Here is a 26243-nt window from a genome sequence, read left to right on the forward strand (position 1 = left end):
CTTTCCTCGTCTTAACGAGCGTTATCCCGCCCCGAACACGTCACCGACGAAGGCTGCGAGATCGCTCATGCGGTTCAGCTTCAGCCCGGACGGGTCCACGGCCTTGCCGCCTTCCGGCGCAATCGCTGCGGAGAAACCAAGTTTCTGCGCCTCTTTCAACCGGTTTTCGGTTTGCGACACCGGGCGCAGCGCCCCCGAGAGGCTGATTTCGCCGAAAACCACCGTCTCTGGCGGCAGGCCTGCGTCCTCGCGCGCCGACAGAAGCGCCGCGGCGACGGCAAGGTCGGCGGCGGGCTCCGAGATCTTCATGCCGCCCGCGACGTTGAGGTAGACGTCGAGCCCCGCGAAGGGGATGCCGCAGCGCGCCTCGAGCACGGCGAGGATCATCGCCAGCCGCCCGCCGTCCCAGCCGACCGTGGTCCGGCGCGGCTGCGCCAGCGGTGTCGGCGCCACAAGTGCTTGAAATTCGCAGAGAACCGGCCGCGTGCCCTCGATGCCCGCGAAGACCACCGAGCCCGGCGCCGGCTGCCCACGTTCGGACAGGAAAAGCGCCGAGGGGTTCGGCACTTCCGACAGCCCGCCGCCGGTCATCTCGAAGACGCCGATCTCGTCGGCAGGGCCGAAGCGGTTCTTCACCGCGCGCAGGATGCGGAACTGGTGGCCGCGCTCGCCCTCGAAATAAAGCACGGTGTCGACCATGTGCTCGACCACGCGGGGGCCCGCGATCTGGCCTTCCTTGGTGACATGGCCGACCAGGATCACGGCGGTATTCCGCCGCTTGGCGAAGGCGGTCAGCTCATGGGCCGCGGCGCGCACCTGGCTGACCGAGCCCGGGGCGCTTTCGACGTGATCGGCCCACATGGTCTGCACCGAGTCGATGATCGCCAGGTCCGGCTTCTCGGCCTCGAGCGTGGTGAGGATGTCGCGCAGGTTGGTCTCGGCCCCGAGCATCACCGGCGCCGCCCCGAGCCCCAGCCTTTGCGCCCGCATGCGGATCTGCGCCGAGGCTTCCTCGCCGGAGATATAGACCACCTTCAGCCCTTCGGCCGCGAAGGCCGCGGCGGCCTGCAGCAGAAGGGTGGACTTGCCGATGCCCGGATCGCCGCCGACCAGGATCGCCGAGGCGGGCACCAGCCCGCCGCCCAGCACCCGGTCGAACTCCGCGATGCCCGAGGAGGTGCGCGGCGGCGGCGCCTCCTCGGCGGCCAGGTCGCTCAGCGTGACCCGGCGCCCGCGCGCCGCGCCGATGGTCTTGGAGGCCGGCCCGGTGCCGAGCGGGGCCTCTTCCTGGATGGAATTCCATTCGCCGCAGGCCTCGCAGCGGCCGGACCACTTGGTGGTGACATTGCCGCAATTGGCGCAGACGAAATTGCTCTTGGAGGCTTTGGCCATGGCGGCGGTTTTCACCGATCAGCCGCCCCGTGACAAGCCGCCTGGATCATTGCGCCGCGCGCCGCGAATTGAGCGCCACGATGTCCGGCGCGGTCGGGCCCTCGGTGTCCTCGTCCTCGCCGTAACCCTCGGAGACCTCGAGCCAATCGCGCTCGTGCGCCGGGCCCGCGACCGCCGCGCGCTCGGGCAGAGGCGCGATCTCCTCGATCTCGCGCGCCTGCAGTTCGGGCAAAAGCTCCGACAGCTCCTCGCGCAGCCGCGACAGCTGGCTCTGCGCCACCGCCTCGTCCATCTCCACCGCCTCCGTCCAGGAGCGCAGCTCCACGGCCATGGCCTTGGCCTCGCCCAGGCGGCGGTTGAAATCCTCGAGCTCGTTCTGGCGCTGGGTCAGGAAATCCCGCGCGCGGGTGACCGCGTCCACGGAATAGACCCGCGCGAGGTCGCGCGAGAGATGGCTCATCTGGGCCGCCACCTCGATCACCGGCGCCTCGAGCTCGGCCAGGTCGGGGTGGTCGCGCAGATAGGCGATGCGCTCGCGGACCGAATCGAACTCGGACTTGAGATTGAAATTGCCCTGCCGGTCGGCGGCATGGGCCAGCCGATAGGCGCGGGTCACATCCTGCATGGTCAGGTGAAAGCGGCGGTGGCTGTTTTCCAGCGCCAGCACCCGCGCATTTCCCGGCAGATAGGCCAGAAGCCCCACGATCAACACGGTCCCGGCGATCTGCGCGGCCATGCCGGCCTGGGGGAAATCGAAGCCGCCGAAGCTCAGCGGCATGTCGAGCCAGGCGATATATCCCGCCGCCGCCGCGATGCAGGCGGCCACCGCGCCGGCACCCAGGACCAGGAGAAGGGCCATGGTCAGAAATTGAAATGACACGCGAATGGCCCACGCGATCGTCGCGGCAGGTTTCATGAAAATAGCCCCCGAGCCCAAAAACGAATCGTTAATCACTGCCCGCATCGGCAATGTTACGCCGACAACGTCCGAATTCGAAAAAAGATGCAGAAAAATTTCAGTGTTCGGGAGGCATCTTTACAATGCGGCGGAAATGCCACGTTTGTCCCTCAGCCGGAAACCTTCGGGAATGGCTCAGGCCAGACTGGCCGCCCAGAGCCCCAGAAAGCCCGTCAGAAGCGCCATATGTGCCAGGTCGATCCAGCCCCGCGCGCGGCTCGGCAGAAGCGCCGAAAGGAAGAACAGCGCCGAGAGCCCAAACAGAAGCCGCAGCCCCTGTCCCGCCGCCATGAGGCGCGAGAGCTCGCCGTAAAACGGCAGGCCCTGCAGCCCGAGCGCCGGCGCGAAGCTCACCAGGATGAACAGCGCACAGAGAAGCGCCACCCCCAGCGCGACAAGCCGCGCGGCGCCTTCGGCGAGGGCAAAGCGCAGCACCGCCAGCACCAGGAGCACCTCGAGGAAGACGAAGCGCTTCACGAAGATCAGCGTCAGGAGCAGCGGATCGGGGCTGAAGGCGTTTTCCATCTCAGCCGCCGGTGTAGCGCCGCGCGTAGCGCGCGCCGAGCGCGGTCAGGATCTCGTAGCCGATGCTGCCGGCGGCATCGGCCAGCGTGTCGATCGACTGGTGGCGACCCAGAAGCTCGACATGGTCGGGCAGGGTCTCGGCCTCGGTGACATCGACGCCGATGAGATCCATGGAGATCCGCCCCAGCACCTTGCAGCGGGTCTCGCCGGCAAAGGCGTAAAGCTCGGGCCCCATGCCGCGCAGCACCCCGTCGGCATAACCCGCCGCGATGGTGGCGACCCGGGTCGGGCGCTTGGCCACCCAGGTGTTGCCGTAGCCCACGCTTTCGCCCGGCGCGACCTCGCGGACCTGGATCACCGGCACGTCGAGATAGGCCACCGGCTGGGCGTCGATGAAGGGCAGCCCGCCGTAAAGCCCGATGCCCGGCCGCGCCAGGTCGAAGTGATACTCGGGGCCAAGCAGGATGCCGCCCGTCGCCGCCAGGGACAGCGGCGCCTCGAGCCCCGCGGCCATCTCTCGGAAGCTCTGCAACTGGCGCGGGTTCATCTCGTGGGCGGGCTCGTCGGCGCAGGCCAGGTGGCTCATCACCAGCCGCGGCTTCTGCGCCAGGGCGATCTCGCGCAGCGCGGCCCATTCGGCGGGCTCCATGCCGAGCCGGTTCATGCCCGAATCGAGCTGCACGCCGAAGGGATGGCCGGGCAGGGTCTCCACATGCATGAGCATCTGGTCGATGCTGTTCAGCATGGGCACCAGGTCGGCCTCGCGGATCAGCTCGGCATCGCCGGGCATATGGCCGGAGAAGACGCTGATCTCGGGGCCCGGCCCGAGGATGCGGCGCAGCGCGACGCCTTCCTCGGCGAGAGCCACGAAGAACTTGCGCACGCCTTCCTCGGCCAGCGCCGGGGCCACGCGGTCGGCGCCCAGACCATAGGCATTGGCCTTGACCACCGCCGCCGTTTCCCCGGTGTTCTGCCGGTCGAGATCGCGCCAGTTGGTCTTGAGCGCGGCGAGGTCGATGGTCAGGGTCGGTTGCATGCCCCGTGTCATGGCACGGCGGGCCGCAGCGTCAAGCCGCAAATTGCCCCGCCAGGCCGCCCGGAACGCGCCCGGCGCAGCATTCCGCTGCCGCCTCGGGCAGGGGCCGAACCCCTGGGCCTGGGCGCGCATTGGACCGCCGCTTCACAGGGACCGTCGGCGCCGCGCCCCCCTCTCGGCAACAGACGCGCCCGCAGATCCCGCGCGCCGCCGCGCCACCGGGCGCGCCCGCCCCCGGGCCCCCGAAAGCCGCCCAACCCGGCGCGCCGCCCGCCGGACACCCCCTCCGCCGCCACCAACAAGCACCCAGCGCAATCCCCCCGGGCGCACCGCCCCCAAACCGCACCCCCGGCCAGCCACAAGCGCTCACCGAGACCCACCAAGGTGCCCCGCCCGCAAGGCCGCGCACCCTTCCACCCTTCATCTTGGCAAAAATACCCTCGGGGTGAATTGGCGGCGCCAGCCGCCAAGAGGGGCAGAGCCCCTGCACACACCAAGAAAACGCCCAGAACCCCCCCGAAGCGCCCCGCCTCAGAAGCCGCCCTGATCCTGCTGCCAGGGCTTCACCAGGTTGCCGAAGCGGGTGAACTGGCCCTCGAAGGACAGTTCCACCGAGCCGATCGGCCCGTGGCGCTGCTTGCCGATGATCACCTCGGCCTTGGCGTGCAGGCGCTCCATGCGCTCCTGCCATTCGGCCATCTTCTCGAGGTTGTCGTCCGAGGGCTTCTCGCGTTCGGCGTAATATTCCTCGCGGAAGACGAACATTACCACGTCGGCGTCCTGCTCGATCGAGCCCGATTCCCGCAGGTCCGAGAGCTGCGGGCGCTTGTCGTCGCGGCTCTCCACGGTCCGCGAGAGCTGCGAGAGCGCGATCACCGGGATGTCGAGTTCCTTGGCGATGGCCTTCAGGCCCATGGAGATCTCGGCGATCTCCTGCACCCGGTTGTCGCCCTTGCCGGAGCCGCGCACCAGCTGCAGGTAGTCGACCATCAGCACGTCGAGCCCATGGGTCCGCTTCAGCCGCCGCGCCCGGGCGGCGAGCTGGGCGATCGGGATCGCGGCGGTGTCGTCGATGTAGAGCGGGCAGGCCTCGAGCGATTTCGCGGCCTCGACGAAGCGGCGGAATTCCTCTTCGGTCATGTCGCCGCGGCGGATCTGCTCCGAGGGCACCTCGGCGGCCTCGGACAGGATCCGCGCGGCCAGCTGTTCGGCCGACATCTCGAGCGAGTAGAAGCCCACGACGCCGCCTTCGATCGCGCCCTCGGTGCCGTCGGGGCGGGTGCCGCGCTTGTAGGCCTTGGCGACGTTGAAGGCGATGTTGGTCGCGAGCGAGGTCTTGCCCATCGAGGGGCGCCCGGCGAGGATCAGAAGGTCCGACTTGTGCAGACCGCCGAGCTTCTTGTCGAGGTCGATGAGCCCGGTGGAGATCCCCGCCAGCCCGCCGTCGCGCTGGTAGGCGGCATTGGCGACGTTCACCGCGTCGGTGACCGCGCGCAGGAAGGAGACGAAGCCCTGTTCGGCCTGGCCCTGTTCGGCCATCCGGTAGAGCGCCTGTTCGGCCTCGATGATCTGTTCCTTGGGCTCGGAGGCCACGTCCACCTTGGCGGCCTTCTCCGAGATTTCCCGCCCGAGGCCGATCAGGTCGCGGCGCACCGCGAGGTCGTAGATCATCTGCGCGTAGTCGCGCACCGCGAAGGACGAGACCGCCGCGCCCGCGAGCCGCACCAGGTAGTTCGGCCCGCCCAGTTCCTTCAGCCCCTCGTCGTCCTGCATGAAGGCCTTGAGGGTGACCGGCGAGGCGAGGTTGTTCTTGGCGATCCGCGCGGCGGCGACCTCGAAGATGCGCGCATGCACCGGGTCGTAGAAATGCTTCGACGAGATCACCGAGGCGACCCGGTCGTAGATGTCGTTGTTGGTCAACACCGCGCCAAGCAGCTGCTGCTCGGCCTCGATGGAATGCGGCATCGTGTCGGGAGACTGGATCTCGGCGCCGGTGGCGTTGAAGGAGGTGATCTCGTTCATTCCTGCCCCTCGGAGGTCACATCGGTCAGGAGTGAGGGAATAGATTCCGGCGGCATTTCAATCAACTTGTATCTTTCTGGGGATAGCTTGTGGACAACCCCGATTGGGGTTCATCTTGCGGTCAGGGCAGGGGCTGCGTCAACATCTGGTCGGGGCGGGGCCTTTGTCTTGGCGTCATCCTGCCGGGAAACATAGCGTTCCGCCTGGCGCGACCCGGCACGCATTGCGGTGGGTCACTGCGAGGCGCGCGCGGTGAGCGGTGCGGGTCGGTGGTCGGTTTCGGCAAGAGCCCGAGCGGGGTTTTCAGGTCGAGTTGGGCATGGATTCGGAGCGGCTGAAGGTGTCGGGCACCCTATGCCTTTAAGGGAATAACGCGCCCCGAGGTTGGCCCGTCGGGACAGGTCTCGGACACCGCCTCTAGGCGCCCAGAGCCTCTCGGGCCGCGGCCCGTCCCGCGTTCCCGCCCCCGGGCCTCAGCCCTGCGCGCGGGCGGCCTGCCAGGCGCGGGGATCGTTCAGGAAGCTCTCGACCTCGGCCAGGGTCTCGGCGTCGAAGGCCTCGCGCCGGCGCGCTTCGGCCAGCACGTCCCACCAGGTGCAGAGGTGGTGCAGTTCCACGCCGTGATCAGCCAGGGTCTTCGGCGTCTCGGGGAAAATGTCGTAGTAGAAGATCACCGCCGTATGCCCGCAGCTCGCCCCGGTCTCGCGGATCGCGTCGACGAAGGAGAGCTTCGAGCCGCCGTCGGTGGTCAGGTCCTCGACCAGGAGCACCCGCTGCCCCTCGCTCATCGCCCCCTCGATTCGCGCATTGCGCCCGTAGCCCTTGGGCTTCTTGCGCACATAGGTCATCGGCAGTTCCATCCGCTCGGCGACCAGGGCGGCGAAGGGGATGCCCGCGGTCTCCCCGCCGGCGACGTTGTCGAAGGCCTCGAGCCCGGCGTTGCGCATCACCGTCATGGTCAGGAAGTCCATCAGCGTGGCGCGGATGCGCGGGAAGGAGATCAGCTTCCGGCAGTCGATATAGGACGGCGAGGGCAGGCCCGAGGCCAGCGTGTAGGGCTCGCGCGTGTTGAAGTTCACCGCCTCGATGTCGAGCAGCATCGCCGCGGTCAGACGGGCGATTTCCTCGGCTGCGGGATAGCTCGTGGGGATCATGTCGGGCCTCGTATCAAGTCGCGCGTTTCCGTCCGGTTAGCCCGAAAGCTCCGGCGGGGGAAGGGTGCGGTTCAGCTCACCCGCCAATGCAGCGGGAAGCCCGGGTCGAAGACCGTCACCGGCCCGTCGCCGCTCTCGATCTTGGCGGGGTAGTCGACCGGCTCGCCCTTCTGCAGCGTGATGCGCGCCTCGTTGGGCGGCAGCCCGTAGAAGCCCGGCCCGTTGAGCGACGCGAAGGCCTCGAGCCGGTCGAGCGCGTCCTCCTGTTCGAAGACCTCGGCCAGGATCGACAGCGTGTTGGTGGCGGTGAAACAGCCCGCGCAGCCGCAGCCGGTCTCTTTCGCGGCATCCACATGCGGGGCGCTGTCGGTGCCGAGGAAAAAGCAGCTCTCGCCGCTCGTGGCCGCAGAGCGCAGCGCCAGGCGGTGGATCTCGCGCTTGGCCACGGGCAGGCAGTAGTAATGCGGGCGGATGCCGCCGACGAGCAGGTTGTTGCGGTTGATCACCAGGTGATGCGTGGTGATCGTCGCCGCGAGGTCGGGCCCGCCGGCGCGCACATAGGCCACGCCGTCGCGGGTGGTGATATGCTCCATGACCACCCGCAGCCCCGGGGTCGCCTCGCGCAGCGGCGCCAGCACCTGGTCGATGAAGACCTTCTCGCGGTCGAAGATGTCGACCGCGGGGTCGGTGACCTCGCCGTGCACGCAGAGCGGCAGGCCGATCTCGGCCATGGTCTCGAGCGTGCCGCGCACCAGGTCAAAATCCTTCACCCCTGAGGCGGAATTGGTCGTGGCGCCCGCCGGGTAGAGCTTCACCGCCTTGATCAGCCCGCTCTCATGCGCAGCGCGGACGTCGGCGGGGTCGGTGTCCTCGGTGAGGTAGAGCGTCATCAGCGGCTCGAAATCCGCACCCTCGGGCAGGGCGGCCAGGATGCGGTCGCGGTAGGCCGCGGCCTCGGCGCCGGTGACCACCGGGGGCACCAGGTTCGGCATGATGATCGCGCGGGCGAAATGCCGGGAGGTTTCGGGCAGGACGGCCTTCAGCATCGCGCCGTCGCGCAGATGCAGGTGCCAGTCGTCGGGGCGGCGGAGGGTCAGCGTGCTCATGGCGCTGGCGTTAGCACGCGCCCCGCCGCCGCGCCAGCGTCATGCCCGGCCCGCGCGAACGCGATTGAGCGGGCGGGACGGATCGGGCACAACCGGGGCAGAGATCCCCAGCCAGGAGGCGCGCCGAAGATGATCCTGACCCTGCTTGTCGCCGCCGCCGCGGGCTACGCGGTCGAGCCGCTCCTGCCCCGCCTGACCGAGTTCCTCTGGCGCAACCTGCCCGAGGAACGCCTGCCCGACGAGGCCGGGCGCCGGGTGCTGGGCTTCGCGCTGGCCCTGGCGGCGGCCTCGGCGCTTCTGTGGGTGCTGCGCGCCGACCAGCACCCGCTGCCGCTGATCGCGGGCGGTCTGGTGGGCTATTTCCACGAAGAGCTGCGCGCCGCCATCGCCGCCCGGCGGAACTGAGGCGAAGCCCCGCTCAGCGCGCGGCGGCGACCTCGGGGTCGCCCGGACCGGCGGGCGCGCCGGGGCCCGAGCCCTCGGGGTCCTCGCCTTCGCCGCTCTCGCCCTCGATCCGGCGCAGGGCGCGCAGCCTGCGGCGGAAACGCGGCGCGGTCTTCCGGGCGGTCACGAACTCGCAGAGGATGCGCACCAGTTCCAGCCTCTGGTCCATCTCCAGCCGCGCGAGCAGACGCCGCAGGTAGGGACCGTAGTCGCGCCGGGCGCGCAGGAAGCGGGCGAAGCTCAGCCGTGTCAGGTCGCCCTCGGCGGCGGCGGTGAGGATCTCGTCCAGCACCTCCATCTCGATCAGCGCGGCCTGCAGCGTGGTGCCGAGGAAGGGCACCCGGTGGCGCATCACGTTGGGCCGGTGAAAGAGCGCCGCATGCATCGCGTCGAGCGGCTCGCGGCTGTCGTAAATCACATGGCCGCGCTCGGCGCCTTCGATCATGTCGGGCGCATAGCCGTAGCGGTCGGTGAAGGTCATCCGCCGCTGCTCGGTGAAGCGTTCGTCCCATTCGGTCACCCGGGGATCGAGCGTCGCCTGCGGCTGCAGCGCCACCACCACCGCACCCGGGGCGGCGACCGAATAGGCCGCGGCGGCATAGCCGCAGGGGCCCGCGCCGTAGAACAGCACCCGGTCGAAATCGTCGAAGAAGCCGTCGTCGGTGAGCTGGTCGAAGAAGGCGTAGACCTCTTCGGCGCGGAACCAGGTGTCGTTCTTGGAGACCACCGAGAGAAGCGACCAGCCGTTGGTCTCGGCCACTTCGAGCCCGAGCGGGCGGCAGCTCTCGCTGAGCGCGCCGATGCCCGCGAAACTCTCGAAGCTCACGAGCAGCGTGTCGCCCTCCTCGTGGAACAGCGCGTGGTGCTTCGACCCCAAAGGCTCGAAGAATCCCAAGGCCTCGCCCACGGTCTCGAGCCGCGACCGCCAGGTCGGATAATCGAGACCGGTCAGCTCGACGTTCCAGGGATGTCCTTCGGGCATGGGGCCACTCGTCCTCATTCGCGGGCGTTCTTCGGGCGACGCTTTCGAAGCGGGACATTCGCCCGTCAATTTGTTCAAAATGCGCCTGTTGCGCGGAAATTCAAAGGGGGCGCTGCCTAGTCGCGGCCCAATTCGCGCGCCTTGAGGCCATAGGCTTTCAGCGTGCGCGCGCTTTCGGCGCTGACCTCGCGGCTGAGGGGCGCCATGAGGAGCCGCCCCATGAGCGCGCGGTAGGGCTCCTGCAGCATGAGCGCCTCGAAGTGCGCGCGGCGCCAGGCGACGGCCTCCGCGTGCAGCCGGGCCAGCGTCGGATCCTCCGCCAGCTCGGCGCGGATCTCGGCGGCGCGGGGGGCGAGACGGTCGAGGCTGCGGTCCTCTTCGGCGGCGAAGTTGCGTTCGACCCAGTAATCAAGCCCCAGGAGGTCATCGGAATGCACCGCCCGCCCGCGGTCTGCCTTGAGCACGTATTCCTCCATCGAGGCCAGCGGGTAGTGGTTGAGCTGCGCCAGCGCGTGGTTGTCCTGCCCGAAGTCCGAGAAGATCCGCCGCTCGGCGAACTGCGCGTCGAGCGCCCGTCCGCTGCCGTCGAACCAGCGCGCCTCGGCGATCCGGTCGGGTTTCGGCCCGCGCGGCCGGTGCACGCCGGGGCCGCGATAGACGCCGTCGTTGCGGTAGAGCGTCTTGAACATCGCCGCGCGCCAGGGCCAGTGCAGCACCCGGGGCGCGGCGCGGGTGAAGCGGGCGGGCAGGGGGCGATCCTCGTAGCGCACCGTTCCGGCATTGCCGAAGAGCCGCCAGGTCAGGGTGATCGCCGTGGCCTCGGGCAGCGCCTCGATCAGGTCGGGCAGGGTGCCCGCGCCCATGTGGACGTTGATGTATTCGTCGATGTCGAGCGGCAGGATCCAGTCGGCGCGCTTCAGCTCGGCCCGCCGCGCGGCGTCCTTGAGCGCGGTGAACTGGATGCCGCCCTTGTCGTAGGGCCCGGGGTTCGGGACATGGGTGAGATGCCCCAGCTCCGCCAGCCGGTCGAGCATGGCCTCGGTGCCATCGGCGCAATCGTTGGAATAGGCCAGCACATGGGTGATGCCCGCTGCCCGGACATGGGAGAGCCAGTCGAGCAGATAGGCCGCCTCGTTGCGGACACAGAGAATACCCAGGATATGCAAAGGCTTAGAAGTCCCTCTTGAAGCTGACGACCTTGCCCTGCGAGACCCGGGGGAAATAGCTCAGCCCGGCGCGGGCCATGGCGTCGAAGACCGCCTGCACCCCGGGCTGGCCGATCCACTGGGGGTGCAGCTCGATCACCGCGGCGCGCAGGCCCGAGAGGTCGGCCGCGGGCAGAAGCTGGGCCTCGGCGCCTTCGATGTCGCAGACCAGGAAGGTCGGGCGCAGCCGCGCGATGACCTCGGAGATGGGCTGCTGGGGCACCTCGCAGGTCTCGGTGATCTGATCTTCGTCGACCCCGCGATCGAGCGAGGAGGCCAGGAGGTTGCCGCGCAGGTAGAAGGGCACCGAGCCCGTCGCTCCGGTGCTGAGGACCGCGTTGACCGCCTCGGCGGGGGCGGCGGCGTTCAGCGCGTGCACCTGCCGGATGTAGGGCAGGAGCCGGGGGTTCGCCTCAAAGGTCTCGAGCGCCTCGAGCGGGCGGCGGGTGGCCATGAGCGTCGACATGAAGCCGATGCCGCCGCCGAGCTCCAGCACCCGGTCGCCGCGCCGCACCAGGCGGCCCACGGCCTCAGCCTCGCGGGCCTCGTAGCTGCCCGCCCGCAGTCGCTTCTCGAGCCCCGGGGTCAGCACCTCGGTGCGGGGAAAGCGCAGCCCCTGCGGGGTCTCGATGATCTCGCGGGTCTCCGGCATCAGCTCTCCAGGTCCAGGGCGAGCGCATAGGCGACGCGCTCCATCTCGGTCAGCTCGAGCCGCAGCGCGCGCTGGTAGAGCTCTTCGAACTCGGGGATGGCGTGCAGCTCGCGCGCCTTGGCCCGGTGCCAGTCGAGCCCTTCGCTATGCAGCCGCGCCAGCGCCGGGTCGGCCAGGAGCCTCTCCCGCTCGGCCCGGAGCCGCGGCAGGTTGCGCTGGATGGTGATGTCGCGCGCGCCGGACCAATCCATACGGATCCAGTAGTTCAGCCCGATCGAGCGGTCGACATGCAGCGCCCGCCCGCGCTGGCGCTTGATCAGGAAGCTCTCGGCCGAGCGCAGCGCGTAGTGGTTGAGCTGCAGAAGGTCGTAGCCGATGGATTTCTTCGAGGACCGCCAGCCGTTCCGCAGCGCCTCCTGGGTCATGTCCTGGCCCGAGCCGTTGACCCAGCGCACCCGCGCCTCGGCGCCCTCGGCCAGCTTGTTGGGCCGGTGGCAGGACAGCTTGGCATAGGCCCCGATGTTGCGCGACATGGTCTTGTAACCCCAGACCGTGTGCGGCTTCGGGCAGAAGCGCGGGGCGCATTGGTCGAATTCTTCGGTGACCAGCCCGTCCGAGAGATGCGCCACGCCGGAATGGCCGAAGAGCCGCCAGGTCATCGCCACATGGGTCGCCTCGGGCGCCCGGGCGAAGAAGGCGTCGAGCGTGCCGTCGCCGCAGCGCACGTTGATGAACTCGTCCACGTCGATGTGGATGATCCACTCCGAGCGGCAGATCACCTCCTCTTTCAGCGCCTGGTTCAGCGCGTGCTGCTGGGGGGAATTGCCCTTCCAGGCGTCGTTGCGGCGGTGGGTGACGATCCCCAGCGCGTCCAGCCGGTCGAGCAGGTCATCGGTGCCGTCGCTGCAGTCATTGGTGTAGATCAGGAAGTGATCGACCCCGATGGCGCGGTGATGGGCGATCCATTCGAGGATATAGGGCGCCTCGTTCTTCATGCAGCCGACGATCACCCGGCCGGTGGAGCCTTCGGGCAGGACGCGGGGCGGGACGTGCGGATAGGGTGCGGCGAGCGCCTCCTCGTCGACCGCGCCCAGCCGGTTGTGCGGGGCAAAGGGCGAGCCCTGGAGCTGGACGAACTTCTGCCGTGCGAGCGGCGGGAGGGGGCTGGTGGTGTCGGAGGCGCCGGGCGCGATGCCGTTCATGGTGTCCCCACCATTGGTGGGCGTGGTGACGGTCCCTTTGCCCTTTGTCCTGTCGCCGTCACCCGCAGGCACCGCGCTGGGCCCGGGGTCCTTTGTCCCGTCACCGACAGGCAGCCCCTCGGAAAGCGCGGAAAGCTCCGCCGCCTTGGCCGCCCGTTCCTCGCGCGCCGCCTTCTCGATACGCCAGCGCGCGGCCAGGAGGTATTGCGTCGCGCGGAAGCCGAAGCCCGGGTCGGCCTCCTGCCAAAGGGGCGCGGGGGGCGGCGGGGTGAGCGCCGGGCCCGCCAACAGCGGATGCGCCTCGGCGAGCCGCGCGAGGTCCGGCGCGAAACGCTCCGAGACCGGGGAGAGCGCGCCGGGGTCGAGCCCCGGGCCGGGGAGCTTCATCTCCATCACGAGCTTGCGCCAGAGCGGGCGGGCGAGGATTGTCTCGGGGTTTTCCAAGAGCCGCAGCACCAGCGCGTTGAAGGCCCGCGCGCGGCTCAGCCAGGCCTCGGGCGGGGGCGCGGGCGGCGCGGCGGGCTCGGCCTTGCCGAAGCTCGGCGCGAGGTCCAGCGCCGCGCGCAGCGCCTCGGGCGCCGCCTCGGACCAGAGCGCCTCTGGGTCGAGCCCCCAGAGCCGCGTCGCGCCTTTCCCGAAGACCGCGTCCCATTCCGCCACGAGCCGCGCCGTGTCGATCCAGAAGGGCGCCGATTGCACCTCGGCGAAGCGCCCGCGCTCGGGCGCGGGGGCGGGCCGGTCGGCAAGCGCGGCGTCCCACCAGCTTTCCGCCTGCAGAAGCGCCAGGTCGGCATCGAGCGGCCGCGCCCGACCCTCGATCACCTGCGCCGCATAGGCCCGTGCCAGCATCCGCGCCGGGTCGTCGATCTGGGCCAGAACGGTGATGTCGTCCGACAGCGGCGCGAGGAGCGCCTGCAGCCGCGCCCGCTCGCTCTGCCGCGCCAGCGCCGAGCCAAGCTGGTGACAGGAGAGCACCAGCACCTCGGGCTGGACCCGCGCCACCTCGGCGGCGAGGCCGGCGGCGACCTCGGCGCAGAGCGCGGCCTGTTTCTCGGGCAGGGTGAAGCCCCGGTTGAAGCGCAGGCTGTCCACCGCCTCGGGGTCGGAGACCGCCATGAAGAGCCGCGTGTGGTTCCGCGCCCCGGGCGAGCGGGCGTAGAGCACACCCTTGCCCGCGAGCTGCGCGCGCTTGGCGTCGAAGACGCGCTGCAGCCGGTCGGCGGGCCCGGCCTCGGGGCCGATGTGCAGCACGATCCTCACCGCGCCGCCTCGCTGCGCTCGTTGGCATGGCCCCACCAGGGCAGCTCGCGCCCGAGGAAGGCGCCGATCTTCGCGGGCGCCTCCGGGTCGGTGATCTCGTATTCGAGGAAATCCGCCCGCCCGCCGAAGGCCGCCCGCAGGTAGGCGTAATGCCCTGCCACCCAGCGTTCGAGATGCGCGGGCTCGGTGCCGAAACCGGCCGGCAGCCCCGGGACCGCGTGTTTCGGCAGCCGCGCCGTGCCGAGATTGCGCCAGGCCATCATGCTTTCCACGATGGCGCCGGGCGCGCGGTGCGAGAGCAGGAAGCGGGTGCCCGGGTGGTGCCGGGCGATGGCCATGAGCAGCCCGTAGTCGAACTGCGGCCAGAAGCTCTCGCCGCCGCCGACGGCGCTGATCTCGGAGAAGGCGTCGAACTCGGCGCTGCGCGCCAGCGGGTCGCCGGTGGCGAAGTAATCCTCGTAGAGAAGCCGCCCGACAAGCTGGTCCTGCAGCTCGGGCGCGCTGCCCTGACCGGGGCGGATCTTCCAGTCGGCGACCAGGAGCCCCGCCCGGCTCAGCGCCTTGCCAAGCGTCGTGGTGCCGGATTTCGGCAGCCCGAGGTTGATCACCCGCAGCCGGCTCATGCGGTGAGCCCCAGTTCGGCGATCAGCTCTTCCTCGCCCGGCGGCAGCGCCGGGGCGGTCCGCAGCGCGTCGCGGAGCGCGCGATACTCCGGGTCCTGCAGGAGCGCGTCGCGCCGCGCGCGGTGGCGGGCCACGCAGTCGGCATGCAGCGCGCCGATCTCGGGGTCGGATTTCAGCGCCGCCAATGCCTCTTCAAGCGCCGGCAGGTATCGCTGGATCGAGAGGTCCTGCCAGGCCGGGTCGTTGCGCTCGCGCCAGTAGGTGTCGTCGAAGGCCCTGTGCACGCGGTTCACGTCGCCCCGGTCGTTCTTGACCAGGTAGCTGTCGAGCGAGCGCAGCGCGTAGTGGTTGAGCGTCGCGAGGCTGCGGGCACCTTGGGCCGGGAAGCGCCGGATGCGGCGGGGATTGGCGGCCAGCAGGAATTTCTCGGGCACGGCGCGCCCGGCGCCATCGGTCCAGCGCGGGCGCTTGTGCTCGGGCAGGCCCTTGCGGAAGAACGGCCGATGCGCGCCGTAGTATTGCAGCGGGAAGTCGCGCCGGGTCAGGGTCTTCACCTCGATCGCGGTCTCGGCGCACCAGAGGTCGGGATTGTGGCTGCGGGTGAACTGCGCGATGACCGGGCGGTCCTCGAAGCTCTCCACGCCGTCATTGGCGAAGAACTGGAAGCTGACCGAGATCGCCTGCGGGTCGCCGGCCTCCGCGATCAGCGCGGGGATGCTGTGGTCGCCGGCGTGGATGTTCAGGAACTCGTCGACATCGGCGATCCAGACCCAGTCGGCCTCCTGCACCTCGGGGCGATGGGCCGCGGCCTTGAGCGCCTCCATCTGGTAGTTGCGCCCCTCGGCGGGGTTCGGCAGATGGGTGAGCCCGCCGCGCGCGGCCAGCGCGTCGAGCAGCGCGTCGGTGCCATCGGTGCAATCGTTGGAATAGATCAGGAAGTCGGTGACCCCGATCAGGCGGTTGAACGCGATCCATTCCAGCAGGAACGGCCCTTCGTTCTTCACGCAGGTCACGGCGGTTATCCGCATGACTGCGCTCCTCTGCCCGCGCGGCTCATCTGCCCGGCCCCTCGTGCCCCTTGTGCGGCGGGCGGTCAGGCCCGCCCGTCTCGTTGCGCGAGAGCTTCGCATGGCGCCGCGCGCGGCGTCAATTGCGGGGGGGGGGGGGCGTGGTTGGCTTGGGGCGTAAAGTGGCGTGATGCTGTGGGGTGGCATGTGGTCGGCGCTGACTTGCCCTCGGAGACGAGGCGCTGCGATACGACGCGATGCGCTGGGCGCAGGGGGCGGCTGCGGTCAGGCTTCCAGCGGTCCCCCAACGCGTGTCGCGCTTACCATTCCAATCCGCCCAATCACCCGGTCATCACTATCCCCACGGGTCGGCCTGACGCACGCCGCTCCACGTCACGCTACACCCCGGTTGCCACATGCACCAACAGAGGGTGCGCACCGGACCGGGGGCCGGCGCTACTGCCCTCCGAGCGAGGCGCTTTATCCCAACAAGGTCAGGGCTAGAGGAGAATTAAGCGCTTCGCCCACAAGAGCGCCGGCCCAAGGGGCCGGTCCGGCGCGCGCCCGGCATCTTCGATGCTATTCGGGCGCAAGAGGCGCGGGGTGAGCGGGGTTGGGCTTCTGGACAATCGTCTGGGATTGAAGTGCCCGGCTTCTAGGCTTCTAGGCTTCTAGGCTTCTAGGCTTCTAGGCTTCTGGTCTTCTGGTCTTCTGGGCTTCTGGGCTTCTAGGTTTCCAGGCTCCAACGCCTCTACGCCGCTCCGCCAATCAACCCATCCCCAATCCCTCAGCCCGACCACCCGCTCACCCCATCCAACCCCAAACCGCATCTCCAACCCCCAACCGCCCCCCTCCGACCTATGCCCTATTGATTCCCGGCGCCGGAGCAGGCCCTCTGGCCCGAAGCGACGCAAGGAGAGACCATGACTGCCGCCAATTCGATCGACGACGTCCAGGCGCTCCTGTCCGGCACGGGCTATGTCTGCGGACGGGCGCTGGCCACCGTGGTCTTCCTCTCGCTGAAGCTCGGCCGGCCGCTCTTCCTCGAGGGCGCCGCGGGCGTCGGCAAGACCGAGATCGCCAAGGCGCTCTCCGCGGCACTCGGGCGCAAGCTCATCCGGCTGCAATGCTACGAGGGGCTCGACGCCGCCTCGGCGGTCTATGAGTGGAACTTCCCCGCCCAGATGATCGCAATCCGCACCGCCGAGGCCGCGGGCGGGGCCGACCGCGCGGCGCTGCAGACCCAGCTCTTCGGGCCCGAATACCTGATCGAACGCCCGCTCCTCGAGGCGATGCGCCCCGACGAGAGCGGCGCGCCGATCCTGCTGATCGACGAGTTGGACCGCACCGACGAGCCCTTCGAGGCCTTCCTGCTCGAGGCGCTCTCGGACTTCCAGGTCACCATCCCCGAGCTCGGCACCATCAAGGCGCCGGAGCCGCCGATCGTGATCCTGACCTCGAACCGCACCCGCGAGGTGCATGATGCGCTGAAGCGGCGCTGCCTCTACCACTGGGTCGACTACCCCGATTTCGACCGCGAGGTGGAGATCCTCTCGGCCCGCGCCCCCGAAGCCGCCGAGACGCTCTCGCGGCAGGTGGTGGCCTTCGTGCAGCGGCTCAGGACCGAGGACATCTTCAAGAAGCCCGGCGTCGCCGAGACCATCGACTGGGCCAAATGCCTGCTCGCGCTCGACGTGGTGGACCTCTCGCCCGAGGTGATCTCGGACACGCTCGGGGCGATCCTGAAATACCAGGACGACATCCAGAAGATCGAGGGCGGCGAGGCCAAGCGCATCCTCGACGAAGCCCGCGCCCAGCTCGCCTGATGCGCCACCCAGCCCTTCATCTTGGCCCAAATACCTCGGGGGTGCGGGGGCAGAGCCCCCGTGCGCTCCCCGACCCCGGCGCGCGCGACGCCGGGATGCCGCGCAAGGCAGGCGACCCCGCGCCCCCAGCCACGACGCGCGTCGCCAGTCTCGCGCCGCACACCACCCAAACACCCCCCGCCTGAGATGCCCGAATACGCCCCTCTCAACCTGCCCGATCACCCCAAGCTCGCCCAGAACGTGGTGCATTTCGCCCGCGCGCTGCGCAAGGCCGGGCTGCCGGTGGGCACCGGGCGGGTGATCGACGCGATCCGCGCGGTCGAGGCCGCGGGTTTCACCGAGCGGCAGGACTTCTACTGGACCCTGCACGCCTGTTTCGTCTCCCGGCCCGAGCACCGGGCGGTCTTCCACCAGATCTTCCGGCTCTACTGGCGCGACCCGCGCTACCTCGAGCACATGATGTCGATGATGCTGCCCGCTGTGCGCGGCGTGCAGGAGGACAAGCCCGCCCAGGCCGCCGAGAAACGCGCCGCCGAGGCGCTTCTCGAAGGCACCGCGCCCGAGCTGCCGGACCAGCCCGATCCCCCCGAGGAGGAGCTGCCGATCGAGATCGACGCCTCGCAGACCGCCTCGGAGGAGCAACGCCTGCGCAGCCTCGACTTCGAACAGATGTCGACCGCCGAGATCGCCGCGGCCAAGCGCATGCTGGCGCGGCTGCGGCTGCCGGTGAAGCCGATCCTGTCGCGCCGGCGCATGGCCTCGCCGCGGGGGCACCGGGCCGACTGGGGCCGCACCCTGCGCAAGGCCATGCGCCAGGGCGGCGAGGTCACGAGTTTCGCGCGCAGCCGCGCCCGTCCGCGCTGGCCGAACCTGGTGGTCCTTTGCGACATCTCGGGCTCGATGAGCCAATACAGCCGGATGGTGCTGCACTTCCTGCATGCGGTGGCCAACGAGAAGGGCGACGGCTGGGCCCGGGTGCATGCCTTCACCTTCGGCACCGAGCTGACCAACATCACCCGGCATCTCGCGACCCGCGACGTCGACCAGGCGCTGAAGGCGGCGGGCTCCGAGGCCCGCGACTGGGAGGGCGGCACCCGCATCGGGCAATGCCTGCACGCCTTCAACCGCGACTGGTCGCGGCGGGTCATGGGGCAGGGGGCGGTGGTGCTTCTGATCACCGACGGGCTCGACCGCGACCCCGAGGCCGGGCTCGGGCGCGAGATGGAGCGGCTGAAGCTCTCGGCCCGGCGGCTGATCTGGCTGAACCCGCTCCTGCGCTGGGACGGCTTCGCGCCCAAGGCCCAGGGGATCCGCGCCATGCTGCCCCATGTCGACAGCTTCCGCGCCGGCCATTCGGTGCAGACGCTCGAGGACCTGGCGCTGGCGATCTCGCAGCCCGACGACCCGGGCGAGAAGACCCGGCTGATGCGGGCGCTGTCCGAGGGCTGAGGGGGCGGTGGGACGGCCCGGGGTGGCCGTCCTCGCGTGGAGGCGCTCTGGGGCCGGACACGGAGAGCTGAGAGAGCCAAGAACGGGGCGGACACGCGGTCATCCTCCGGGTGACCTAGCGGAAGCGCCGCGGTCTCTGCACACGACGGCGCACCGCGGTGGAACGCCCCGGCGCGCACCCCTCCCGCCCATAATTTCCGCTTGCGTCCCAGCCGCTTGCGCCACGCGCGCCCCGCCGCGCCGGGCGCTCCCGCAAAGCCCCTCCGCCCCCGCGCATCCGGCAATTTCCCGCCGATCGCGCCGGGCCCCGCAACCCCGGCGCTCCTGCCGCGTTTTGAGCCAGATTGTCCCGGTGCGAAGCGCGCCGGGGCGGAATGACAGGAGTGTTGCGAATGACACCGCGTTTTCTGAAGACCACCACGGCGCTGGCGCTGAGCGCCGCGCTGGCCATGCCCATGGCGCTGCCCGCCCAGGAGCAGGGCGGCATGTCCACCGCCGAGGTGATCGCCGAGCTCGAGGCCGCGCTGGAGCTGCCCGAGGTGCAGAACGACGAAGAGGCCCGGGCCGAGATCCGCGCCGAGCTGGAGCGCCTGCGCGCCCAGCTCGAGGCCGAGGAAGGCGCCGAGGCCGCCCCCGCAGAGCCTAGTGAGCCCGCCGAACCGGCGGAGCCCGCCACACCCGAGACCCCCGCAGAGCCGACGGAGCCTGCCGAGCCGACGGAGCCGGCCGAGCCCACGGAGCCGGCCGAGCCGACGGAGCCCGGCGCCGAGACCCCGGCCGAGCCCCAGGGTGAAGCCCCCGCCGACGCCGGAGCGGAGCCGCAGGAGGCCCCCGCCGAAGAACCCCAGGACGCGCCCGCCGAAGCCGCCCAGGGTGAGGCCAACGTAGAGGCCGAGGCTGGCGCGGAAGCTGGCGCCGATGCGGAACCGCAGAACGCCGAGCCGAACGCCGAACCGCAGGACGCGCCCGCAGAGGCCGCTGAAGGCGATGCCGGTGCAGAGGCCCAGTCCGCGCCCGCAGAAGGCACCGGCGAGACCGCCGAACCGACCGACGCCCCCGCAGAAGGCGACGCGGCTGCGACCTCCGAGACCCAGGCCGAAGGTCAGGCCTCCGAGGGCAGCGAAGAACCTGCCGAGACCGGCAACGCGGAGCCCGAAGCGTCGGAAAGTGCCGAACCGGCTGAGGCCAGCGAACCCGCCGAGGGCAGCGAACCCGCCGATGCCGGTGCGCCCGCCGACGGCAATGAGCCCGCGGAGGCAAGCGAGCCCGCTGATGGTGGTGACACCGCCGCAGAGGGCACTGCCGAGGCGAATGCGGAACCGACGGACGGCAATGCCGAGCCGACCGGCGAGAACGCCGAGGCACCCGCCGAAGGCGAGGCACAGACCTCCGGTGAGGCAGAGACCTCGGGTGAAGCCGATGCCGAACCCGCTGACGCCGGCACCGAGGCAGAAGCCGACGCCACCGCCGAGCCCACCCCCGAGGAGCAGCAGTCCCAGGCGGATGCCGTCTCCGAGGAAGACGCCGAGGCCGCCTCGGCCGCCGCGGCCAGCGCCGAAGGCACCGAGGGCGCCGAAGTGGTCGAAGAGACCGTGACCGAGGAGAACGCCCGTTCCTCGAACGAGGAGTTCGACACCGAGGTCAACGCCCAGGCGCAGAGCCAGGCGCGTTCCGAGGAAGAGGACGACGACGAGGACGCCCGGAACGACGAGGCACTGCGCGGCGCCGGCGCGGCGCTCCTGGGGCTCGGCGCGCTGGCCCTCGACGACATCCTGCGCCCGAACGAGGACGTGGTCTCGAACTCCGGCGACCGCATCGTCGTGCAGCGGGACAGCCAGTACCGGGTGCTGCGCAACGACGACGCGCTGCTGCGTCAGCCGGGCTCGGATGTGACCACCTACCGCTACGATGACGGCTCGACCCGCACCGTGGTGACCCGCGGCGACGGCTCGGAGATCGAGACCATCCGCTCGCGCGATGGCCGGGTGCTGCGCCGGGTGCGCAACCTGCCGAGCGGCGAGAGCGTGGTGCTCTTCGACGACACCCGCGCCAGCCAGCAGGTCGAGGTCAACGAGCTGCCGCAGACCCGCGACCGCCGGGTGACCAACTTCCGCGACGTGGAAGAGGACCAGCTGGCCAATGCGCTGGCGGCGATCGAGGCGGAAGGCGTGGAGCGCAGCTTCTCGCTCAACCAGATCCGCAGCATCGACCCGGTGCGCAAGCTGGTGCCCGAGATCAACGTCGACACGATCAACTTCGCCACCGGCTCGGCGGTGATCCAGCCCGAGGAGGCCCAGGAGCTGCGCGCGCTGGGCAACGCCATCTCCGAGCTGATCGCCGAGAACCCCGGCGAGGTATTCCTGATCGAAGGCCACACTGACGCCGTGGGCGGCGCGGGCTACAACCTCGCGCTCTCCGACCGGCGGGCGGAATCGGTGGCCCTGGCGCTGACCGAGTATTTCGACGTGCCGCCGGAGAACCTGGTGATCCAGGGCTACGGCGAGAGCGACCTTCTGGTCTCGACCACCGAAGCCGAGATCAAGAACCGCCGCGCGGCGGTGCGGCGGATCACGCCGCTCCTGACGGCGCGGCAGTGACGCGGCGCGTCACGGGTTAATACAGTTGAAGAAAACGGGCGCCCCGCGGCTTCGCGGGGCGTCTTTTTTTGTTTTTTTGGTTTAGGGGCTCTGCCCCTCTTGGCGGCTGCGCCGCCAATTCACCCCGAGGGTATTTGAGCCAAGCTGAAGGGGGGAAGGGGGCGCGCGCGGGTGGGCGGCGTGGCGCGTCGGGGGATTTTTTGGGTGGTGCTGGTGGAGGTGGCGCGCGCCGGGCCGAGCCGGGGATTGGCGGGTGTGTGGCTGGCGGTGGCGCGCGTTAAGGTGGGCGGGCCTCAGGAGGCGCGGGCCGCGCGCGGGGCGCGCCGGCGGCGCCGACTATGCTGTGACGCGCCGACGGCGCTGGAGCCGCGGTGGCGCGCGCCCCAAGGGAGCGGGCGCGCGACGTGTTTGGGTGGCGCGCGCCGCGCCGGGCGGCGGCGGCGCGTCCGGGCCTTACGCGAAGGTCTCGGCGAAGGCGCGGCGGTAGAGCGCGGAGAGCTCGGCCAGCGGCGCCTCGGAGCTGCCGATGCGCAGGCTTTCGCCGTGGAAGCGGCCGACCGAGGCGATCTCCACGCCGGCTGCGGTGGCCCGCGACATCAGCGCCTCGGCCATGTCGAAGTTGCAGGCGACGAGGTAGCGCGCCTGGTCCTCGCCGAAGAGGAAAGGCGTGTCCTCCTCGTCGATCGTCAGGCCCACGCCGCCGGCCTCGGCCAGGGTGAAGGCGGCCAGCGCCAGCCCGCCGTCGGAGATATCGGTGCAGGCGCGGATCAGGTCGCGGTTGTCGCGGATGAAGCTGCCATTCCGGCGCTCGGCCTCGAGGTCCACCGCGGGCGCGTCGCCGTCGGTGCGGTTGAAGACCTCGGCCAGGAGCGCGGAGGAGCCGAGATGGCTGCCACGCGCGCCGATCATCAGGAGCACATGGCCCTCGCGCGGGCGGTCGAGGATCGGCGTCTCGCCCGAGGCGATCAGCCCCACCGCGCCGATCGTCGGCGTCGGCAGGATCGCGGTGCCGTCGGTCTCGTTGTAAAGCGAGACATTGCCCGAGACGATCGGCATGTCGAGCGCCTCGCAGGCCGCGCCGATGCCGCTCAGGGCGCCGACGAACTGGCCCATGATCTCGGGCTTCTCGGGGTTGCCGAAGTTCAGGTTGTCGGTGGTGGCCAGCGGCAGCGCGCCCACCGCCGAGAGGTTGCGGTAGGCCTCGGCCACCGCCTGGGCGCCGCCCGCCTCGGGGTTGGCCTTGACGTAGCGCGGCGTCACATCCGAGGTGAAGGCCAGCATCTTGTCGGTGCCATGCACCCGGATGACGCCGGCGCCATAGCCCGGGCCCTCGACGGTGTCGGCCATGACCTGGCTGTCGTATTGCTCGAAGAGCCAGTTCTTGGCAGCGTGGTTGGGGCAGGCCAGGAGCGCCTTCAGCCCGTCGATCGGGTCGATCTGCGGCACGTCGGCCAGCGGCTCGGCCGCGGGGGTCGGCACCCAGGGGCGGTCGTATTCGGGCGCGGTGCCCGAGAGCGCCTTCAGCGGCAGGTCGGCCATCACCTTTCCGCCCTGTTCGATCAGGAAGCGGTCCTCGGCGATGGTCTCGCCGACGATGGCGAAATCGAGGTCCCATTTCTCGAAGACCGCGCGGGCCTCGGCCTCCTTGGCGGGGTCGAGCACCATGAGCATCCGCTCCTGGCTTTCCGAGAGCATCATCTCGTAGGCGGTCATGCCGGGCTCGCGGCAGGGCACGCGGTCGAGCTCGAGCCGGACCCCGAGGTTGCCCTTGTCGCCCATCTCGACCGCCGAACAGGTCAGCCCCGCGGCGCCCATGTCCTGGATCGAGATCACCGCGCCGGTCTGCATCAGCTCGAGGCAGGCCTCCATCAGGCGCTTCTCGGTGAAGGGATCGCCGACCTGCACCGTGGGGCGCTTTTCCTCGATGGTCTCGTCGAACTCGGCCGAGGCCATGGTCGCGCCGCCGACGCCGTCACGGCCGGTCTTGGCGCCCAGGTAGACCACCGGGCGGCCGACGCCCGAGGCGGCGGAGTAAAAGATCTTGTCGGCATCGGCGAGGCCCGCGGCGAAGGCGTTGACCAGGCAGTTGCCGTTGTAGGCGGGGTCGAAGCGGGTCTCGCCGCCGACCGTGGGCACGCCGAAGGCGTTGCCGTAGCCGCCGATGCCCTCGACCACGCCATGTACGAGCTGCCGGGTCTTGGGATGCTCCGGCGCGCCGAAGCTCAGCGCGTTCATCGCGGCCACGGGCCGGGCGCCCATGGTGAAGACGTCGCGCAGGATGCCGCCGACGCCGGTCGCGGCACCCTGGTAGGGCTCGATGTAGGAGGGGTGGTTGTGGCTCTCCATCTTGAAGACCACCGCCTGGCCGTCGCCGATGTCGACGACGCCCGCGTTCTCGCCCGGGCCGCAGATCACCTGCGGGCCCTTGGTCGGCAGCTTGCGCAGGTGGATCTTCGAGGACTTGTAGGAGCAATGCTCGTTCCACATCGCCGAGAAGATGCCCAGTTCGGTGAAGGAGGGCGCGCGGCCGATGATCTCGAGGATCCGGTCGTATTCCTCGGGATTGATGCCGTGGGCGTCGATCAGCTCGGGGGTGATGTCGGGCTCTTGCATGGGTCTCGGCGCATCCTCGCTACTGGTGATGCGCTCTTTAGGGCAGGGCCGGGGCGGTGTGAAGGGGGCGGCGGACCGGGGCCGGGCGCTGCGTGGTGCCTGGGGGGGCGGCGTGAGGTGGTGCGGCGCGCGAGTGCGGCTTGGCACACGGCGGGGCTTTGGGGCAGGGCGCGGTGCTTGATGTGCGCCGCCCGGCGCAACGTCCAGAGCATCCCGAAAATCCCAAACCACCACGAAAAAAGGGCCGCCCGAAGGCGGCCCAACAGGGAGAGGTCTCCGCGCGCCCAGGGATACAGGAGGGCGCCCGGAGGTCCTGGAGGGCTCAGCCCTGCCAGAAGGGGCGGGCGGCTTCGCGCGCGGCCTCGGCGCGGTCCAGCCCGACGTCACGGAGGAGATGGGCGTCGAGCCCGGCCAGATGTTTCCGGCTGCGGGCGCGGTCGGTCCAGAGCGTCAGCACCACCGCGGCCTTGAGGGCGATCTCGGCCGGCGCGGTCAGGCGCGGCGCCCGGGCAAGCGTGTCGAGAAGTGCGGCGTGAGGGGCTGCGGCGGACATCTGGAGGTCTCCTTGAATGCGATCTCTTGGGTTATTTGCGGTTGTCTGCGTTCGTGTCGATACAATATGGCGCTGTTGCCATGCAATGAGTGATACAATAAGGTGCGTGTATTGGTCGAGGGAAACATTGTCATGGATACAATATTGTCCGCCTATGCCGAGGGCGCCGCGGATCTGCCGAAATACCGACGGCTGGCCGATGCCATCCGGGGCGCCATCGCGGCGGGGCAGCTGGCGGCCGGGGACAAGCTGCCGCCGGTGCGCGACCTGGCCTTCGACCTCGGGATCACGCCCGGCACGGTGGCGCGGGCCTATACGATCCTGACCGACGGCGGCGCGGCCCGGGCCGAGGTCGGGCGCGGCACATTCGTCGCCGGGGGCGAGGCGGGCGGCATGCGCAAGCTCCTGCCCGATGCGCCCTGGCCGCAGACCGAGGCGCCGCAATCGGGCCGTTTCGTGAGCTTCGTGGCGCCGAAACTGCCCGACTGCGGGCAGATCGCGCTGATCCGCGAGGGCTTTGCCCGGCTCTCCCGGCACCCGTTCGAATCGCTGATCAACTATCCCTCGCGCGCGGCCTTCAAACCGGCGCGCGAGGCGGTGCTGGACTGGCTCTCCGACACGCCGCTGGGACCGGTCAGCGAAGAGGATCTGACGCTCTGCCACGGCGGGCAGAACGGCATCGGCATCGTCATGCAGACGGTGCTGCGCGGCGCCCGGCCGGTGGTGCTGGTCGAGGAGCTGTCCTATCCGGGCTTCCGCCGCGCGGCGGAACTGCTGCGCGCCGAGGTGGTCTCGGTCCCGATGGACGAGGACGGCATCCTGCCCGAGGCGCTGGACGAGCTCGCCCGGCGGCACGACGCGCAGCTTCTTTGCACCTCGCCCGAGATTCACAACCCGACCGGCCGCCAGACCCCGGACCGCCGCCGCAAGGAGATCGCCGCCGTCGCCCAGCGGCGCGGCTTCCACGTGCTCGAGGACGATTGCTACCGGCTGGGCCCGCGGGCGGGGCTGGGCTACCGGGCGCTTTTGCCGGAGCAGGGCTGGCTGGTGGCCTCGATCTCGAAGTCGATAACCCCGGCGCTGCGCGTGGGCTTTGTTGTGGCGCCGCAGGCGCGGCGGGCGGACCTGCGCCGCTCGGTCGAACACGGGTTCTTCGGGCTGGCCCAGCCGCTGGGCGATCTTGTGGCCGACCTGCTGCGCCGGCCCGAGCTGCCCGCGATCCTCGACGAGGTGCGGCGCGAATACGACCGCTACATCCGCGCGGCGGTGAACCTTCTGGGCGGGCACGACGTGGGCTGGCGCGAGGGCGTGCCTTTCCTCTGGCTGCGGCTGCCGGCGGGCTGGCGGGCGGCGACCTTCGTGCAGGCCGCCGAGTTCGAGGGCGTGCAGCTGCGCGCCGCCGACGAGTTCGCCCTGCGCGACGGCTTCGCCCCCCACGCGGTGCGCATCGCGATCAACGCCCAGGTCGGGTTGCCGGCCTTCGAGGCGGCGCTGGGGCGGGTGCGCGGGCTTCTGGAGAACCCGCCCGAGCGGATCGCGGTCTGAGGGGCGCGATTTTGTGGGGTATATAGATACCTATTTTGCAAGGCACTGAAAACACGCCGTTTTATCGGATTTCCCGCGCTTGACTGTCGGTT

General features: G+C 70.2%; 20 protein-coding genes. 5 read left to right on the forward strand and 15 right to left on the reverse strand.

Features of this window, described 5'->3' with window-relative positions:
* Positions 1-21: 21 nt before the first annotated feature.
* From radA to pyrC, 7 genes are all read right to left on the reverse strand, one after another.
* Positions 22-1392, reverse strand: coding sequence for a DNA repair protein RadA (gene radA, locus LR948_RS04070; RefSeq protein WP_232752664.1), 1371 nt, complete (start codon positions 1390-1392; stop codon positions 22-24).
* Between the two features lie 46 nt (positions 1393-1438).
* A complete protein-coding gene (locus LR948_RS04075; RefSeq protein WP_232752665.1) occupies positions 1439-2272 on the reverse strand; it encodes a DNA repair protein in 834 nt (277 codons plus the stop codon).
* Positions 2273-2485: 213 nt separating this feature from the next.
* Positions 2486-2875 carry a hypothetical protein gene (locus LR948_RS04080; protein WP_232752666.1) on the reverse strand — a complete coding sequence of 130 codons (390 nt, stop codon included), beginning with the start codon at positions 2873-2875 and terminating at the stop codon, positions 2486-2488.
* A 1-nt stretch (position 2876) separates the two neighbouring features.
* A complete protein-coding gene (gene alr, locus LR948_RS04085; protein WP_232752667.1) occupies positions 2877-3911 on the reverse strand; it encodes an alanine racemase in 1035 nt (344 codons plus the stop codon).
* A 531-nt stretch (positions 3912-4442) separates the two neighbouring features.
* Entirely contained in the window at positions 4443-5933 is a 1491-nt protein-coding gene (locus LR948_RS04090; RefSeq protein WP_232752668.1) for a replicative DNA helicase, read from the reverse strand.
* Between the two features lie 473 nt (positions 5934-6406).
* Positions 6407-7087, reverse strand: coding sequence for an orotate phosphoribosyltransferase (locus tag LR948_RS04095; RefSeq protein ID WP_232752669.1), 681 nt, complete (start codon positions 7085-7087; stop codon positions 6407-6409).
* A 71-nt stretch (positions 7088-7158) separates the two neighbouring features.
* A complete protein-coding gene (pyrC, locus tag LR948_RS04100; protein WP_232752670.1) occupies positions 7159-8193 on the reverse strand; it encodes a dihydroorotase in 1035 nt (344 codons plus the stop codon).
* A 129-nt stretch (positions 8194-8322) separates the two neighbouring features.
* On the opposite strand from pyrC, the gene LR948_RS04105 reads away from it, so the two are divergent.
* Positions 8323-8598 carry a hypothetical protein gene (locus LR948_RS04105; RefSeq protein ID WP_232752672.1) on the forward strand — a complete coding sequence of 92 codons (276 nt, stop codon included), beginning with the start codon at positions 8323-8325 and terminating at the stop codon, positions 8596-8598.
* 13 nt (positions 8599-8611) lie between these two features.
* Here the strand turns inward: LR948_RS04105 and LR948_RS04110 are convergent, their stop codons facing one another.
* From LR948_RS04110 to LR948_RS04135, 6 genes are all read right to left on the reverse strand, one after another.
* On the reverse strand, positions 8612-9619 hold the full coding sequence (locus LR948_RS04110) for a phosphoadenosine phosphosulfate reductase (protein WP_232752673.1): 1008 nt from the start codon (positions 9617-9619) through the stop codon (positions 8612-8614).
* Between the two features lie 116 nt (positions 9620-9735).
* Positions 9736-10785, reverse strand: a complete 1050-nt coding sequence (locus LR948_RS04115; protein ID WP_232752674.1) for a glycosyltransferase family 2 protein — start codon at positions 10783-10785, stop codon at positions 9736-9738.
* 4 nt (positions 10786-10789) lie between these two features.
* Entirely contained in the window at positions 10790-11476 is a 687-nt protein-coding gene (locus LR948_RS04120; RefSeq protein ID WP_232752676.1) for an FkbM family methyltransferase, read from the reverse strand.
* Complete coding sequence (locus tag LR948_RS04125) at positions 11476-13938, reverse strand: glycosyltransferase family 2 protein (protein ID WP_232752678.1); 2463 nt, start codon at positions 13936-13938, stop codon at positions 11476-11478. The genes LR948_RS04120 and LR948_RS04125 overlap by 1 nt, the downstream gene beginning before the upstream one ends.
* Positions 13935-14561: a sulfotransferase family protein gene (locus LR948_RS04130; protein WP_232752679.1), complete on the reverse strand. Its 627-nt coding sequence runs from the start codon at positions 14559-14561 to the stop codon at positions 13935-13937. Before LR948_RS04130 ends, LR948_RS04125 begins: the two co-directional genes overlap by 4 nt.
* The gene (locus LR948_RS04135) at positions 14558-15589 is read right to left on the reverse strand and encodes a glycosyltransferase family 2 protein (protein ID WP_232752681.1); all 1032 of its coding nucleotides are present in this window, start codon (positions 15587-15589) and stop codon (positions 14558-14560) included. Before LR948_RS04135 ends, LR948_RS04130 begins: the two co-directional genes overlap by 4 nt.
* A 902-nt stretch (positions 15590-16491) precedes the next feature.
* Between LR948_RS04135 and LR948_RS04140 the strand changes: the two genes are divergently transcribed.
* The 3 genes from LR948_RS04140 to LR948_RS04150 all read left to right on the forward strand — a co-directional run bounded on the left by LR948_RS04140 (position 16492) and on the right by LR948_RS04150 (position 21440).
* On the forward strand, positions 16492-17394 hold the full coding sequence (locus LR948_RS04140; RefSeq protein WP_232752683.1) for a MoxR family ATPase: 903 nt from the start codon (positions 16492-16494) through the stop codon (positions 17392-17394).
* 186 nt (positions 17395-17580) lie between these two features.
* Positions 17581-18843, forward strand: coding sequence for a VWA domain-containing protein (locus LR948_RS04145; RefSeq protein ID WP_232752684.1), 1263 nt, complete (start codon positions 17581-17583; stop codon positions 18841-18843).
* A 392-nt stretch (positions 18844-19235) separates the two neighbouring features.
* Complete coding sequence (locus LR948_RS04150) at positions 19236-21440, forward strand: OmpA family protein (protein ID WP_232752686.1); 2205 nt, start codon at positions 19236-19238, stop codon at positions 21438-21440.
* Between the two features lie 453 nt (positions 21441-21893).
* Here LR948_RS04150 and purL read toward each other — a convergent pair whose 3' ends face one another.
* Entirely contained in the window at positions 21894-24053 is a 2160-nt protein-coding gene (purL, locus tag LR948_RS04155; protein WP_232752688.1) for a phosphoribosylformylglycinamidine synthase subunit PurL, read from the reverse strand.
* 322 nt (positions 24054-24375) lie between these two features.
* A complete protein-coding gene (locus LR948_RS04160; RefSeq protein ID WP_232752690.1) occupies positions 24376-24606 on the reverse strand; it encodes a DUF1127 domain-containing protein in 231 nt (76 codons plus the stop codon).
* Positions 24607-24738: 132 nt separating this feature from the next.
* Between LR948_RS04160 and LR948_RS04165 the strand changes: the two genes are divergently transcribed.
* Positions 24739-26151 carry a PLP-dependent aminotransferase family protein gene (locus LR948_RS04165; protein ID WP_232752691.1) on the forward strand — a complete coding sequence of 471 codons (1413 nt, stop codon included), beginning with the start codon at positions 24739-24741 and terminating at the stop codon, positions 26149-26151.
* Positions 26152-26243 lie beyond the last annotated feature (92 nt).

It is taken from the genome of Roseivivax sp. GX 12232 (genome assembly GCF_021272185.1).
In the GTDB taxonomy this organism is placed as follows: Bacteria; Pseudomonadota; Alphaproteobacteria; order Rhodobacterales; family Rhodobacteraceae; genus Roseivivax.